This is a genomic window from Streptomyces sp. NPDC000878, from assembly GCF_053599695.1.
Map to the genome: position 1 here is coordinate 17,208 of NZ_JBSFMT010000076.1, position 14,217 is coordinate 31,424.

General features: G+C 68.5%; 13 protein-coding genes. 6 read left to right on the forward strand and 7 right to left on the reverse strand.

Going from position 1 to position 14,217, the window contains the following annotated elements:
* The first annotated feature begins 78 nt into the window (after positions 1-78).
* The 3 genes from ACWDR4_RS41245 to ACWDR4_RS41255 all read left to right on the forward strand — a co-directional run bounded on the left by ACWDR4_RS41245 (position 79) and on the right by ACWDR4_RS41255 (position 2,814).
* Positions 79-1,167: a hypothetical protein gene (locus ACWDR4_RS41245; protein WP_450416206.1), complete on the forward strand. Its 1,089-nt coding sequence runs from the start codon at positions 79-81 to the stop codon at positions 1,165-1,167.
* A 211-nt stretch (positions 1,168-1,378) separates the two neighbouring features.
* Positions 1,379-1,939 carry a hypothetical protein gene (locus ACWDR4_RS41250; RefSeq protein WP_450416249.1) on the forward strand — a complete coding sequence of 187 codons (561 nt, stop codon included), beginning with the start codon at positions 1,379-1,381 and terminating at the stop codon, positions 1,937-1,939.
* Between the two features lie 2 nt (positions 1,940-1,941).
* On the forward strand, positions 1,942-2,814 hold the full coding sequence (locus ACWDR4_RS41255) for a DUF4231 domain-containing protein (protein WP_450416208.1): 873 nt from the start codon (positions 1,942-1,944) through the stop codon (positions 2,812-2,814).
* An 8-nt stretch (positions 2,815-2,822) separates the two neighbouring features.
* Here ACWDR4_RS41255 and ACWDR4_RS41260 read toward each other — a convergent pair whose 3' ends face one another.
* From ACWDR4_RS41260 to ACWDR4_RS41285, 6 genes are all read right to left on the reverse strand, one after another.
* The gene (locus tag ACWDR4_RS41260) at positions 2,823-3,095 is read right to left on the reverse strand and encodes a hypothetical protein (RefSeq protein WP_450416210.1); all 273 of its coding nucleotides are present in this window, start codon (positions 3,093-3,095) and stop codon (positions 2,823-2,825) included.
* A gap of 490 nt (positions 3,096-3,585) precedes the next feature.
* On the reverse strand, positions 3,586-4,479 hold the full coding sequence (locus tag ACWDR4_RS41265; RefSeq protein ID WP_450416212.1) for a hypothetical protein: 894 nt from the start codon (positions 4,477-4,479) through the stop codon (positions 3,586-3,588).
* A gap of 115 nt (positions 4,480-4,594) precedes the next feature.
* Positions 4,595-6,802, reverse strand: a complete 2,208-nt coding sequence (locus ACWDR4_RS41270; protein ID WP_450416213.1) for a hypothetical protein — start codon at positions 6,800-6,802, stop codon at positions 4,595-4,597.
* 1,119 nt (positions 6,803-7,921) lie between these two features.
* Entirely contained in the window at positions 7,922-8,383 is a 462-nt protein-coding gene (locus ACWDR4_RS41275) for a PPC domain-containing DNA-binding protein (RefSeq protein WP_450416215.1), read from the reverse strand.
* Positions 8,384-8,411: 28 nt separating this feature from the next.
* Positions 8,412-9,392, reverse strand: a complete 981-nt coding sequence (locus ACWDR4_RS41280; protein ID WP_450416217.1) for an asparaginase — start codon at positions 9,390-9,392, stop codon at positions 8,412-8,414.
* A 35-nt stretch (positions 9,393-9,427) separates the two neighbouring features.
* A complete protein-coding gene (locus ACWDR4_RS41285) occupies positions 9,428-11,128 on the reverse strand; it encodes a helix-turn-helix domain-containing protein (RefSeq protein WP_450416219.1) in 1,701 nt (566 codons plus the stop codon).
* A gap of 299 nt (positions 11,129-11,427) precedes the next feature.
* Between ACWDR4_RS41285 and ACWDR4_RS41290 the strand changes: the two genes are divergently transcribed.
* Positions 11,428-11,583 (forward strand): hypothetical protein, encoded by a 156-nt coding sequence (locus ACWDR4_RS41290; RefSeq protein ID WP_450416220.1) that lies wholly within the window; start codon positions 11,428-11,430, stop codon positions 11,581-11,583.
* A gap of 86 nt (positions 11,584-11,669) precedes the next feature.
* Here ACWDR4_RS41290 and ACWDR4_RS41295 read toward each other — a convergent pair whose 3' ends face one another.
* Positions 11,670-12,425: a GntR family transcriptional regulator gene (locus tag ACWDR4_RS41295; protein ID WP_450416222.1), complete on the reverse strand. Its 756-nt coding sequence runs from the start codon at positions 12,423-12,425 to the stop codon at positions 11,670-11,672.
* A gap of 204 nt (positions 12,426-12,629) precedes the next feature.
* Here ACWDR4_RS41295 and ACWDR4_RS41300 point away from each other — a divergent pair, with 204 nt between their 5' ends.
* Together ACWDR4_RS41300 and ACWDR4_RS41305 are read left to right on the forward strand one after the other, a co-directional pair.
* Positions 12,630-13,004: a hypothetical protein gene (locus ACWDR4_RS41300; protein WP_450416223.1), complete on the forward strand. Its 375-nt coding sequence runs from the start codon at positions 12,630-12,632 to the stop codon at positions 13,002-13,004.
* A gap of 302 nt (positions 13,005-13,306) precedes the next feature.
* Entirely contained in the window at positions 13,307-13,879 is a 573-nt protein-coding gene (locus ACWDR4_RS41305) for a hypothetical protein (RefSeq protein WP_450416225.1), read from the forward strand.
* Positions 13,880-14,217 lie beyond the last annotated feature (338 nt).

A 14,217-nucleotide genomic window follows, 5' to 3' on the forward strand; every position in this document is an offset into this window, starting at 1 on the left:
TACGTACGGCCTCGTGCGCTGCGCCCAGCAGCCACAAATGAGAGTGCCCGCCCGTGCCAGAGCCGGGATCATGAGTGCATGAATGACGAGGAAACCCCGGACGCAGAAGACGGCGAAGAAGACTTCGGTCAAGAGGCGGAGCCACGGCAGGGCGCCGGCGCCAACATCGACCTGTCCGGTCTCATGAAGTCCGCCCGGGAGACTGCGGCCTGGCTCAACTCCATCGACAAGATGCTTGAGCCCGCCCGCCGCCAGATCCGAGCGCTGGAGTCCACCCGCCGGGCCATCGACAGCGTCATGGGACCGGGTAACACGGTCTACCAGGCTGCACTGGACGCCCAACGGCAGTACCGGGCGATCGCCGAGCCGGTCCTGGCGCTGCAGAGCGACCTGAGCGACATCTACGACTGGCACAGCCGCATCAACGACGTCGTGCGCAGTGTGTCGCTCCCCCGCGCACTGCTGGACCAACTCGCCGCGGCAGCAACCCTCTTCCTGCCCGCGAACCTCAGCGGCCTCGACACCGAGGACCTCTACACGATCCTGGACCTGGGCCAGGACGACGGGCTGTCCCTCGTGTGGGCACCACGGACCGAGATCGTCAAAGCCCTGCTCCCCCTCAGCACCCGAGCGGAGCGCTACGCCCTCATTGCCGAGCGCCGGGACGACGTTCTCGACGACGTCGACGCCAGCCTCCAGATCGTCACCCACCCCGAGCTCACCGGCATGGTCACCATCTTGAACGCTGCCACCCGCACCGCGCGGGCCGACTTCACCGAGGGCGCCCAGGCCCTGGCGGGCAACGTGCTCGAGACGGCGATGAAGAGGCACGGCAACGCCTGGATCAGGCGCACCTTTCCCCAGGTGACCTACCCGCCGAAGGCCGGGCACCACGGCACCATCGGCAGCGCCCTGGACGACGCGGACGACTGGGGCGACCTCACTCTCCTGCAGTTCAAGCACTTCCTGGTGCTGGCGGGCTTGAGGAGCGCCTTCGGGCCCGGCGCCACCCAGGACACCTTCAACCGCCACCTCGGAGCGCACCAGGCCTCGCCCGACGCCTACCGTCCGGAGTTCGTGCTGCCGGCGATCCTCCTCGCTCACGCCTTGTTGCGTGCGCTGAACCAGGATCTCGCGCGCCCCGACGACGAAGAGCACGACGCGTAGCCGTTTCCCAACCGGCCTACTCAGGCCGCTCAGGCCGCCTCGGAGTCGATCTCGTCCCGTGCCCCCGACCCTACTGAGCGGCGCACACCCTGCCTTCGGCCACCCGCGCCCTACGGCTGGCCGATCATCTCGCTGACAGGCAACAACCTGCGTGGCAGGGGCAGGTGATCGTGAACAGCCTGACCGCGAGGGGGAGTTCGTGGAAGCACGGATGTGGGACGCGCTGGTCGACGTGGTGAAGAGCGCGTACACCGCAGGACTGGGTGAAGGGACCGTGCCGCGCCCGCTCATCATGCCGCTGGTGCGCGGCGAACTGGTCGGGATGATCTGGGTCCGCCCGATCAAGGTCGGCGAGGACGCGCTCACCGGGATCGCGGAACTCGCGAACATCGTGGCGGCAGCCGGCGCGGACGAGGCCATCCTTGCCTGGGAAACCCACGACATCGCCACCGCCTGCCAGCTGCCCGTCGTCGGCCCGGCCCCGTGCCTGAACATGGTGCTCGCCACGCGCGACGGGCACGTCCTGCACCAGTTCCCCTACAGCGAGCAGCTCATCTCCCGTAGCCCCGAGGGCTGGACGTCGGTCGCCCCGGACTGGCGGCCGGCCCCCGCGCCGCAGCCCGGCGGCGAGCTTGTGCCGCCCATCCAGGCCGCGGCGAACTTCGCCTTCACTCCCATCGAGCTGGACCACCCCGACCCGTTCGGCGTCGCCGTCGTGCTGATGGAAGAGGACGGCTACAGCGTGCGCCTCACCGAAGCGTTCGCCCGCTGACCGTGGCACGAAGCCCTGACGACGACGCGCCCCGCCGGATCCGGGACGCCGACGAACGGATCTACGTGGTGACCACCAACCTCGTCATCGACACACAGGAGAAGCTCGCCCGGCGCCGGCGGCTGGACCGCATCTGGCGCACCGGATGGGCGGTCAGCTGGCTGTCGATACTCACCGCCGTCATCGGCACGGGCATCGCCGCGCTCACCACGGCCAACCCGGCGCGGTTCGTCCTGGGCGATCTGGTCTGCGGCAGCCTGCTCCTGATGTCCCTGCTGGCGCTGGTCGGGGTGCGCTTCGCCGGGCGGGACCTGCCCACCCTCCAGCGTGCGGAGGCGCAGCTCGCCTCCGCACAGGAGAGCCTGTGGAAGCTGAATGCGAAGAACCGGCCGGACCTGGCTGACCGGCGCTCTCTCTACCGCGAGGAAGTCACCACCGCGATCGAGCAGTACCAGGCCGACAGCCGCAAGTACCGGCGGATCCACAACAGCCTGCAGACCCTCATCATGATCGGTTCCGCGTCCACGACCACGATCGCGGCCCTGGACACTGGCAAGGAACTGACCTGGCAGAGCGTCACCCTGACCGTCATCAGCTTCGCCATCACGGTGGCCGCGATGTTCACCGGCTACTACAAGTTCCGCGAGCGCAGCTACTTCCTCCAGCAGACCGCCGACGCCATCGAGGAGGAGGCCAACGCCGTCACCTTCGGCATCGGCCCCTACAGCGAGTTCGGTCCCGACCAGGAAGACGAGGCGCTGAAGAAGTTCACCAAGCGCGTCGAAGACCACCGCAACGAGCAGCGGCGCCGCCAGCAGCAGCTGGACCAGCCCTCCGACCAGGCCTCCTCCTCCAGCCAGCCGCCGACGGCCTGATCTTGGCTTCAGCCCTGCGGCCGTCGGCCTCCTCTGCGCTCGGACCGTACGGGGACCGGCGGGGCCACGGTCTGGCCCCGCGCCCCGCGCCCCCAGGGAAGGAACAGGGCCAGCGCGGCCAGGACCTGCCCCAGGCCGGGAAGGACATGCGGTAAGTCCTCGGGCCGGGCCTTCGCCACCACCGCTCGCGCCACGATGGCGACCACGGTGAGCAGCACGACGATGACCGCGAGCACGGCGAGCAGGACGTAGGCGGGCACGGCAGACGCAAGATCTGGCACGGGGACCTCCGGATACAGGTAAAGCCCCGGCGGCTGCCGGGGCTTTCGAACACGGGACATGCAGGGGTGGGTGGGGAGACAAAGAGGCCCCCGGCCCGGGATTCCGGGCGCGGGAGCCTTCGAGCGGTGGAGCCGGCGAGGGATTGGTGGAGCCATCGACCTTGCCGTGGTGCCTGCACCGTACGTGAGGGAGCGCGGCTCACCTCGAACGTCCGATGCCTCTACATGCGGTTGTGGGGCGTCATCGTGGCAGTGCCCGTGATATCCGGTCAAACCGGGTGGTCACGGAACCCGCGCCGGATGCCCGACGAACGGGTTGGTGCCGGCGGTGAGGGAGTTGGGAAGAGCCTCTGAAACCTCTGCCGTAAAGCCGCACCCTGCGCGAGGGACCTCGTGGTGCGTCACCCCGGTCGCAGAACGCCTCTGTATGTGGTTGTGGGGCGCCATGCTGACAGTGCAGATGGCGCCCGGTCAAACCGGCAGGCCACCGTCACGTGGTCTCAGCGGGACGATGCGGGAGGCCGAACTCCTGGTCGGCGATCGTCCCTAGCAGAGGCTGCGCACCGACAAGACGGGCGTCGCGAACCTCGGTATCTCCGCACAAGGGCCCGCACTCAACGTCGGGAGTGACCCAGATGCCGGCCCACCGCGGGTGGCGGTCGGTGACGGGTTTGCCGCAATCCGCGCAGAGCACGGCCGGGACACCGTGCTGGCGCAGGAGGCGGGCAAGTTCGGTCGGCTGGAGCTCGGGGACGTGGTCGTAGTAGTTGGGCCAGCTGGCCATGGTCTGGGAGCTGTTCCACGCGGCGGTATCGCGGGTCTCCTCCCAGATGGTGTCCGGGCCGACCGGGTGGAGGAGACGCCATCCGAACACCGGCATGCCCGGCCCGCGCGGTTCCGGCTCTTCGCGGAAGGACTGCAGAACAGCGGCGGTGTAGTCGGGACGAACCTCGCGGATCTCAGCCTCCAGGACCGGCCGGACCGCCGTGTGCAGGTCATCCAGGGCGGAGAGCACTCCGGCCTCCAGCACCTCCTGCCCCTGCTCTCCGGCCTGGTGCCACGCACACAGCAGGATCTCCTCAAGAACGCCGCCGACGAAGACGGCCTGCTCGACGGCGGCAGCGCCATCGCCGGTCAGAAGGACACGGTGGCGCATCGTCGATCCGTCGATCTCACCTGTCCACTCCACGCGCTCGCCGGCCTGCACGGCCTTCACCGCGTCGACGGGAGTGGGAAACCGTTCGGCGAAGGCCTCAAGCGGGCCGGAGTCCTCTTCCTGAGCGTCGTCCCAGTCGACCAGCAGGCCTGTGGGCTGAGCTGGGGCGGTCCGGACGGAGGCCCTCTTCCGGGGCGCCTTGCGGTCCTTCTTGCGCTTCTTCGGCATCGTCAATCTCCTTCATTTCGCGGCCACTTGGCCTCGATCCTTGCATTCGGCAGCGGCCCTTCCGGCCCCCGCCACACGACCCGGGACAGGGCGACGTCCGACAGTTACTGCCTGCTCATGACTGCTCCCAGGTGGTGTAGCCGAGGGACAGGTGCCCCAGGCGGGACAGGCGGGTGACCTGATCGACGAACACGCTCGTGAACAGGCGCCTCGCCGAAATCTCGCCGTACCGGTCGATGTGGTCGAACACGACCTGGTGGTCCTTCGCGGCACGGTTGCGCCAGCCCACGACCTGCTCACGGCTCAGTTCCTCGAGGACCAGCTCCTGGTCGACGACGACGTCCTCCAGCTCCCGTACGGCGAGCGCCGGGCGGGCAGCGGGCAGCACAACGGAGGCCTGCGGCGCGGCCGGCTCATCGAGGGCGGGATACGCGGCCGCGACTTCGGCACGGTCCTTGGCAACCGCTGCCTTCCGGGCGCGCTCCCGCTCCCACCGGTACTCGCGAGCCCACGCCTGAGAGGTCACGGCCTCGTGCAACCGCACCTCGGTCGCCGTACGGCGCTCCTCCGGCGAGGCGTACGGCATCGCGTCGTCGACGGCGGCCGCGACCACGTGCCGCTGGGCACGACTGTCGGCCTGCCGGTCCTCACACCGCGGACAGTCCCGGCCCGAGTCGAGCAGCATGCGGTCGTCACAGAGCTTCTCGCCGCACTGCTGGCGCTGGGGCAGAGCCCGGCTGACCAGCCAGCCCACCGGATTCGTGATCGGCGCACCGAGCCGCATCTGCTCGTCCAGGCGCCGGGCGAGCCGGTCGGCGAGGACCTGCGGCGCGTCGGCCCGGCCCGCGAAACCCTCCACCCGGCGCAACTCGGTACGGGCCGCGGACTCCACCAGCTTGCGGGCACCCCGACGCTCCAGGCGCTCCCACACCGTCCGGACCGGTTCCAAGATCACCCGCAGGTCCTTCGGCGGCAGAGCCACCCTCCCCTGCTGCTGCCTGCCCTGACCTGCATCGTTCCCGGCCCGCACCGAAGTGCCGTCCACCGGCCCGCAGTTGCCCACATCGCTGATCGACGGGGACTTCTCATGCTGTTCACCGCGAAGCGGGTCACCGTCACCGCCGTCCAGCAGCTGCTCAGCGGCAGCAGGGTCCGGGGCCTGGTCCTCGCACGTGCCCGCGCGCTCCGGCCGACCACTGGTCCCACCACGGCCTTCGCCGGAAAACCCAAGAGAGACAGAAGGAGAACGGCCAGGAGTACCCACAGGAGGGTGGTCAGTGTGAAGGGTTGCCGCAAGATCGGGGTCTGCAACATCCGTCCCACCCGCCACCAAGACATCGCTGACCTGGGACTGGGAAAGAGGCTGCGAGACCTCACTAGCCCCTGCCGCAACGTCGGGGTCTGAAAAAAACCCGGACTCCGGGACCTTCAGACGATCCTCCCGGGCATCGGCGATCCCGTCCCGGCCCTGCGCGATCGCGACCGCAGGCACCACCAACCGTGTCCGGTGACGCAGCTTGGATGCTGTACGCACCCGGACCCGCGCCACCAGGCCGCGCTCCTCAAGACGCTCCAGCACCCGCTCGCCCGCCGACGCCTTGCAGCCCAGCAGTCGGGCCACCGTCGCCGCCGCCCGGCCGCGCTGGGTGTCCACGGTGCCGCCGCACTGCCTCACCCGCCCGTTCTCCCGCGACTCCAGGACCAGCAGGAGCAGCGCGAGACGGTCGGTCGCCGCACCCCGGCCCGTACGCGGTCCGAGCAGCCCGGCCGGGGTCACCGTGCCGTCCCGGTGCGCCCAGCCCGGCGCCATCACGGCCTCCAACAGCCGCAGCATCACGGCCAGTTCCTTCTTCTCAAGCGCCAGCGGATGCCCGACCACCCCGTACGCGGCCCACAGCGGGAGCACCCGGCACTCCAGCCCGGCGTCCTGCCCGAACTCGCCCTCCGCCGTACGGACCGAAACCAGCCCGGACCGGCGCAGTCCCGGAATCACCTCGGAAGCGACGTACGACGCCGACAGCCCCAGCCACCGCGCGAGCTCCGGCGTACGGATCTCCACCACGCCCGACTCCGACGGCGTCCGCGACGTCAGCACCAGCACCGTCAGCCGGACCGCGTCCGACGCGCCCTCCAGACCGTCGGAGTCCAGCAACGTCCGTACCGCGGCAACCAGCCGCGCCCGGGCATCCCGACCCAGCGAGAGCGGGTGCGCCGGACCGCGCGCCGGCACCGGGCCGGCCTGCGCGGGCACCGACCGCAACCGGCGTCGCGGAACACCGCCGGCGAGGGGCTCACCCAGGGCCGCCGCCGTGAGGGCGCTCATCGGACACCCCGGGAAGAAGCCACACCATGATCCATCCGGCGACCATGGACCAGATCACCTGTGGACAGATTCCAGCGAGCAGCAACGGACCTGTTGACGCCGGAGCCAGCCGCGGCCTGCACGCACCGGGTAAAGGTGTTGCTCGGGACGGACCTGGTCCAGGCGGGGACACCAGATCGTGTGATGTCGGCCACGGTGGGCTGACTTTGTGGCCGCTCCGACGGGTGGGAGGGCCGTACACGGGGACGCCAAAGCTGGCGACCCCGAGCGAGGTCATGCACAATGACTCCAGTCACGGGACTTCGGTCGTGTGACACGACGAAGCCCCTGAGTGGTGCTTCTGGTTTCGGCCTGAAACCTGATGTCGAACCGTCCAACCGGCTCCCAACCGGGCGGACAATCCCTTCGGAGGGGCCTCCCAAGGCCTTCTCCGGTAGCAGATGGGCGCTGAGCCGAGGTGACTCCCAATCACCTGAAGCTGAGCGACCCGGGGCGGCATGAAGACCCGTACGGGCGCCGCCCCCGCAGACCTACGTCATCCCGCCCCCCTCAACCGAGGGGTGAACCGGGGTGCGCGCGGACAGCACGAACGCCCCGTCGAAGGACCAGCAACCGGCATGGCTGCTGCCCCCACGGCGGGGTGCGGTGTGTCGGGTGACGGGTACGGGTACCCTGATCACGTCGGCACCTTCCTTCTTGCAAAAAGGGTGCTCGGCAGGCCCCAGGACCCCCACTACAAGGTCCGAAGGCCATGTGGCCCCTCCCGGCTTGTCCAAGGCCGGTAGACGGGGCCACTTTTCTTTTTGATCAACGCTGGGGGTCACTGTACCGTTCCCGCCGATCCCGGCACTGCCCTGGGGCACACGTGTCGCAAAGCCAGACGACCACTGACGGCTCATCACGACCCAATACCTCCCTGCCGAATTCGCGCCTCACGGGGATCAACTGCGCCGGTCACACGGCACGTGCCCAAGATCCGAACAGGAACCGGCCCGGAATCCAAGAGGATTTGCACAAACACCCCGGCGAATCCCGCCGGGCGGGCAGCTACCTGCTCGCGGCTCCCGCCACACGGTCGGCACCACAACCCGCCGCCCGGAGAGCAGGCACACGCGTCCCTCACTCGTCAAAGGTCAGAAGCGGTACGTCGTACAAATTCGGGTTCTTCGGTCGTGTCATCGTGGGTGCGGCGATCTCGACTACGTACATCTCAACGAGGAACTGGACGCGGGCACTAAGCAGATGGCTGGTGAATCCGCTAGCGGAGCGCGCCTTCTCTCCCAGCGAGGTGTGGATGTGCGGCAGGACCGTATCTGTCTCAGCGTCGTACGCGAGAGTTCCGCACCCCATCGCCTCCACGCCCGCCACGTGGACCTTGCTCCACACCGGGGCTTCGGGATCTTCCAGCTTCTCGCAGGCGCCCACGATCTCCGCCTCAGCGAATCCTGCGATGAACATGGGGATGTAGCCCTGCTTCACTCCCTGCTCGCGACAGAAGGCGGCGAGGGTGGGAAAAAAGTCGTCGCCGTGGTCGAAATTCACGGCGAATGTCCGACCAGTGGTCAGTTCGTAGCTGCGCAAGATGAGTTCCCGGAGGCTTTGGGGGCGGTTACGAGATGGTGCTGAAGGCCTGGGCGATCTGGTCCTTGTCGGCGGCGGTCATCAGGAGCAACTGCAGCAGGACGCGCGCCTTGAATGGGTCCAACGTGCTGCCGGAGATCAGCCCGCGCCCGAGCAGGTCGGACTCGGAGCCGGGAAAGCCATAGGTCTGCCGGAGAACCGGACCCGATCCGGTGCGGCTAGCGAGGACGACGGGCATGCGCTTGGCGAGATCGCTGAGCCCGTCCACGCACGCCATCGGGACATGCCCGGCTCCGAACGCCGCGACCACCAGGCCGTCGACGTGATCGCCCAGGGCGGGCAGGAGCGTTCCATCGTCTCCGAGCCCGACGGTGAAGACCGCGGTGCGCGCGGGCGCGGTGACACCATGCGGATCGATCATCGGGAAGGTGCTGGGGCGTGTCGTGAGCCGCACACGGTTCTCTGCGACGTAGCCGATCGGGCCGGGGTACGAGGTGAAGGCCGTGGGACTCGTGGCATGGGTCTTGCGGACCCAGCGGGCAGCGTGGATCTCTTCGGCGAACACCACCACACACCCCGCGCCCCGTGCTTCGGTGCTGGCCGCGACCCGGATGGCCGCCAGCACGTTCGCGGGACCGTCTGCTCCCGCCATGCTCGCGTTGCGCATGGCGCCGGTCACCACGAGCGGCGTGTCCCCGGAGGTGACGAGGTCCAGCAGATACGCGGTCTCCTCGATCGTGTCCGTCCCCTGGGTGACTACCACGCCGTCGACCCCGAGCGTCTCCACCTTGACGGCAAGTTCGAGCAGGTCGGAGAAGGCCAGTGAGGCACCGGGCAGCTGGCGGAAATCGTGAACCTCTACGTGGATCCCCGTGCTGGCAAGCCCCGGTACGGCCGCGACAAGGTCGTCGGCCGACAGCGTCGGCGTCGCGCCGCTGTCTGTCTGGTCGGTCATCGCGATGGTGCCGCCGAGCGAGATCACCGCGACGCGCCGGACGTTGTCGGCCATGGGCTGTTTTCCCTTCGTGGACATGTGGTTGCGGGTTAGTGGTCGGCTGGGAGAGAGCCCACATACGCGCACGCAGCATCGATGCCGGCCGCGGACACGAGCCGGCTGCGGGCCTGGATCAGCCCGGACGATCCGTACCGGGCGAGCTGGCCGCTCCGCTCGATGAGCCAAGACCATGGAAGCTCGAGATACTGCGCAAGAGCACGGAGGCGTCCGGCAGCCGTCGGCGCCGCGGTGAGCGAGTGCGCGTTCACGTCGCGGGACGCGATCGTGAACTCCCGGACGACCGAGGACCGGGCTGTCACGTCGACGTGCCACATCCCGTCCCCGCGGACCCAGTTGGCGATCACCGCTTCCTTGTCGGGAGCGACCACGAAGCCTTCGACTGCCTCGTACGCGGGATCGGTCGTGAACTGGGCGTGGATCCCCAATGACTCCATCAGCGCCACGGCCAGGAACAACAGGATCCGTTCATACCGCGGGGAGGAACGGACGACGTGCTCCGGAATACAGAACGCCCGGGTGCTCGTACTGCCGAGTGCCTTGGTGGTCTCCCGCAGGTACGGAAACTTGTGATCGAAGATCAACCACGCGCTCGCCTCTTCCCCCCGCTGCTCCCGAGTCCAGAACGCGGGCAGCGCCGGCAGATCCGGCAGCGCCCGCAGGATGTGGCGAGCGCAGAAATCGGAGCCGAGCCACATGTGGGCGACGGTGTTCAGCCCGGGCGCGGCTTCCCGGCTGACCGCAGAGGCAGACAGCCGCTCGTACGCCCGGAGATCGCTGCGCGTCTCGGACAGAGCCTGGTCATCGGCCTGTAGTGCTTCGTCGTAGTTGCTGACGGCCCACAGCAGCCCGATGGTGAAGTCATCCAGTTCGTAGGCGGCGGGGGCGGCGACTTCGCACACGCCGCCGTTCCTCGTGAGCTTCGCACGGGCCGCGCGGCCGTCCAGGGCGTAGAACCTCGTGGGGCCACCGGTCTCGACCGCCCCGACCAATAGACCTCGATGAGGCCGCGCCAGGAACTCCTCCGCACGCCGCTGGTCAGGCACAGACAGGATCACCCGGCCTGCATCAAGGCGCGCCGGGTGGACCTGGAGCGAGAGCTGGGAGCCAAGCATGGAACGGCCCCCGGGAAGAAGCGCGTGCCAGTCGACACCGAACTCCGGGGCAGGGCGCGACAGTCGAAGCCCGGACCAACTCTCGGTCGCACTTCTTGCGAAGCCGAACGGATCTTCCGTGACCGCAGCGGACGCCGGCATGGGAAAGCCAGCCACCGCTGCTGCACCGCTCCCTGCCCCGGCGCGCAGGAGCGCGCGTCGATCGAGTGCCACGAGCACCACCGTTCCATCGTCTAGACGTCGAGGGACGAAGATCCCCTCACCGTCCGACGCTGCCGCCTGGGACAGGGCCGTGGCCAGGTCTAGCGATGTATCGGATACATGGGGGCCTGCATCGGATACATGGCCGGGCCCGGAGGCACCCTGGCCTATCTCCTGCCACAGCTCGATCAGGAACCCGCCAGCGCCAAGAGCCCTGTCGATGAGCTCAACCTCACCCCGGTCCTTCGGAGGGCGGTCGCCGTTCTCCCATCGCTGCACCTTGGAGTGCGAAACGAACGTCTGCGCGGCCAACTCCCGCATGGACAGACCGCGCGCCTCGCGCAGCTCCCGGATCACGTAACCAAGACGGTGCTGGGGCGACTGACCCGGCGTCAGCACATTCGGCTGTTGCCCCACTTCGAGCCCCCCTCCATGTATCCAAGTCCGTGTATCCGGCCGACGGATACACGCCAACCGTAGAAGCCACCGAAGATCACGCCTAAACCTGGAGTCACGGCTCCTCCAGCCGCAACCCCCAACTTCCTCTCCAGGAGGGCGAGATGACCCAGCTTCGGCATGCCCACAGCACATCGCCCACCGTGGCCGACGCACATGGTCGGAGCGTCGACTTCACGCTCACAAGGCCGACGCCGACACACGGCTGCTCCTGCACGAGACCGGGTGTAAATCCTCCGCCACGCGGGCGACCCGGCGCCGTGGCCATACGTATTGCCGCAATCCTGACCGCTGGCCTGGTCGCATCGGTGCTCCTCATGGTGATCCGCGACATCGCCGTGGCGGTGGCCGGAAGCGGCGTCACGGGCTGGCTCCTCAAGGCCCTCTTCGCCCCTTCCTCGAGGAGGGACCGGTGAGCGCCGTGGTTGCAACATGGCATCGGGGATGCGGACAACGGGCTGATGATCTAGTCCAGGGCATCAGCCCTTTCGGTGGGATGCGGTTAAGCGTTACTGCTGTGCCACATGCCTGGCCGAAGGATGTCCTCCCAGACCTCCAGCGGCCCGTCGTCGTCGGAGTAGACGGTGCGCAAGACCAGTACGGGTACGGGCACGTCGGGCGGCACCTCGATGCCGAACTCCGCGAGTTCGTTGTCGGACGCGAGGCGCGCGGTGCTCTGTTCGGGACCTGCGGTAATGGCTTTCCCTGTGCGCTCGACATACAAGTCGTGCCGGAACTTCTCCATCGGCCCCTCGCGCAGCAACTCGGGGAGCACAGCCAGCGCCCGCATGTGGATGCAGTTCAGGGCGAGCACGGTCGGCTTGTCGTCACGTACGAAGGTCCGGCTTCTGAGGACGATCTCGTCGTACAGGTCGATGCCGAGAAGATTCGCGATCTGCGGGTCTGCGCACGATCGAAGCACGGAGCGGGAATTCACGTAGGTCTCCCGGAAGGCGAGAGGTCTACCCGTCCGTCGCAGACGTTCAAGCCGAGCCGCGCCGGTCAGGGTGCTCGAAGGCATGCTGTCGGGCTCCAAGACCGTGGTGCCGCTCCCCTGAGTCGTGCGCACGAGTCCTTCCGCTTCCAGCGCCTGATAGGCGCGATGGACGGTCGCTGTTGCCCCCTTTCCCTGCTTGACCAGGGCTTGGACAGAGGGAAGCCGATCACCGGGCGCGTACTCGCCTTCGGTGATCTGAGCCGCGATCTCGTCTGCGAGCTGGCGCCACTTCGGTGGTCGCTTAGGGATCTGGGGCGGCACGGTGGCGGCTCCTTCCGGGTTGGGCTCTGCTCAGTCAACGGCATTCTAGAAGGCTTGACAAGTCTTCTAGAAGACTCCATCGTCTTACATGTCACCGCCCCGCAAGGGACGGACCGCCGGAAGGCGCCTATCCGGCCTGACCGAATGCACCTCATCTGCGTAATCCGCCTCTGCGGCGGTCGCCTACTGAAGGGATTACCACTCGTGAACGTCATCCGCCGCCCCGCTGCCAGCCTCGCCACCGAGGGCTTCGACGTTGAGACCCAGGAGTTGCTGGACGCGATCGAGGTGGAGCTGCCGGATTTCGGCGACGTCGACTTGGACGTCGCGTTCGGCACGCCGCTCTCGATGTACGAGGCCGGCCTCCTCCCCCACGAGCGGCTGGAGGGTCTGGACCTGGAGGCAGCGATCGAGGCGATCGAGGCCCGGGAGAACCGGATGCTCGCCGCCCGTGACATCGCGGCCGCCGACCCGAGCATCGCCCGCTTCGTACGTGAGCGCCTGGTCGACGTGCTCCTCCCCTACGCCGCGCAGCTGCGCGTCACCCGGGCCGCCGTCTCGGTGCCGGTCGCGGCCTGACTGTCCCGCCGGGTCCTCGCGGACCCGGCTCCCCCACCCGGAACCGCCTGATGGGCGGCGCCGGATGAGGGAGCCGGAACCTCGGTCCCCTACCAGCACCACCGTAGAAGTCGTCTGCCCCTCGGGGTGGCCGGGGTTGATGGCAACACCAAATCCCCCGGGTTTCTCGACTCTCTGCTGCACGTCGCAGCGCTATGCGCTGTCCGTCCGTCAGGACGCCGGATCTTCCGTGCGGCCTGACGGGCGGAGAGAGCACCGCGACGCATCCCTCTCCCTCTTACGCACACGAGGAGATTCGCCAGATGACCATCACGTCCGCGATGCCCACTGCCAAGGAACGACCCCGCCGGACCCGCACGAAGAGGAAGCCCAGCAACCGCCCTGCCCTCAAGCTCTCCCAGCTCCTGCCCTCGCACATCGACCTGCGCGAGCCGCTGAAGGCGGTTCTCGTCTGCGAGGACTGCAAGACCTGGTGCCCGATCACCGGTGTGCAGAGCAAGGTCCAGAAGCTGGTCCCGCACCACACCGGGAAGGCGGGCGTGGCCGACGCGGTTCACTGCCGGGGCAGCAACCGCCGCGTGGAGTTCGACATGACGATCCCCGAGTGGCGCCAGGCCCTGGCCGACGCCCACAAGGAGACGTCGTCCCGCCGGCCGACTGCCGTGTTGCCGAAGGCGTTCAGCCGCCAGACTGGCCAGACCCTCCGGGCCCGTGCGGAGCGTACGCCGGCCGGACGTGTAGCCGACTGGAACGCGGTACTGCCCAGGGTCGCTGACGTCGACGGTGACCGTAGTCGGATGCCTGCTGGGGATGTCCCCTTGGACGGTCCGACGGTCCCGCTGACCACGCTTCGCCCCGAGCGCCCCCCGCGCTGAACTGCCGCGCGCGAACAACTACGGCCCCGGCCATCCCGATCGCTTGGGGTGGCCGGGGCCGCGGCTGCTCGTACGACAGCCGTCCATACGACCTGGAGGACCGATGGCCGACGACGTCTCGTTCGAAGAGCTGTGTGCTGGTTACGAGGACATGGACCAGGCCGAATACGCGGAGTACATGGAGGAGGGGGACGAAGAGGTGCAGGTACAGGGCTGACCTTGCAGCCCTGCGCTGCCCGCCGCCGACCGTTCCCTGTTGGGGCCCGGTCGACGGCGGAGTGCGCAGGACGCACTCCCCGCTGAAGTGCTGGCGGGGCGAACGACCACGGCCGCCACCC

Bases quoted from the DNA above. Each gene is read 5' to 3' on its own strand.
- ACWDR4_RS41265 (WP_450416212.1), bottom strand. From the start codon at position 4,479: ATGCCGAAGAAGCGCAAGAAGGACCGCAAGGCGCCCCGGAAGAGGGCC.
- ACWDR4_RS41270 (WP_450416213.1), bottom strand. From the start codon at position 6,802: ATGAGCGCCCTCACGGCGGCGGCCCTGGGTGAGCCCCTCGCCGGCGGT.
- ACWDR4_RS41280 (WP_450416217.1), bottom strand. From the start codon at position 9,392: ATGGCCGACAACGTCCGGCGCGTCGCGGTGATCTCGCTCGGCGGCACC.
- ACWDR4_RS41250 (WP_450416249.1), top strand. From the start codon at position 1,379: ATGTGGGACGCGCTGGTCGACGTGGTGAAGAGCGCGTACACCGCAGGA.
- ACWDR4_RS41245 (WP_450416206.1), top strand. From the start codon at position 79: ATGAATGACGAGGAAACCCCGGACGCAGAAGACGGCGAAGAAGACTTC.
- ACWDR4_RS41305 (WP_450416225.1), top strand. From the start codon at position 13,307: ATGACCATCACGTCCGCGATGCCCACTGCCAAGGAACGACCCCGCCGG.